At 50.0% G+C, this 564-nt stretch carries 1 rRNA gene; it reads right to left on the reverse strand.

The features are described from left to right. Positions 1 to 564 (reverse strand): 16S ribosomal RNA (locus I2F62_RS13115); the annotation flags it as partial.

Here is a 564-nt window from a genome sequence, read left to right on the forward strand (position 1 = left end):
TCTCTAGAAAGTTCTTAGTATGTCAAGGCCAGGTAAGGTTCTTCGCGTTGCATCGAATTAAACCACATGCTCCACCGCTTGTGCGGGCCCCCGTCAATTCATTTGAGTTTTAGTCTTGCGACCGTACTCCCCAGGCGGTCTACTTATCGCGTTAGCTGCGCCACTAAAGCCTCAAAGGCCCCAACGGCTAGTAGACATCATTTACGGCATGGACTACCAGGGTATCTAATCCTGTTTGCTCCCCATGCTTTCGCACCTCAGTGTCAGTATTAGGCCAGATGGCTGCCTTCGCCATCGGTATTCCTCCAGATCTCTACGCATTTCACCGCTACACCTGGAATTCTACCATCCTCTCCCATACTCTGGCTAACCAGTATCGAATGCAATTCCCAAGTTAAGCTCGGGGATTTCACATTTGACTTAATTAGCCACCTACGCGCGCTTTACGCCCAGTAAATCCGATTAACGCTTGCACCCTCTGTATTACCGCGGCTGCTGGCACAGAGTTAGCCGGTGCTTATTCTGCGAGTAACGTCCACTCATCCTAGGTATTAACTAGAAGAG

Origin of the sequence: Acinetobacter sp. MD2(2019), assembly GCF_035615615.1 — a bacterium.
Classification (GTDB): domain Bacteria; phylum Pseudomonadota; class Gammaproteobacteria; order Pseudomonadales; family Moraxellaceae; genus Acinetobacter.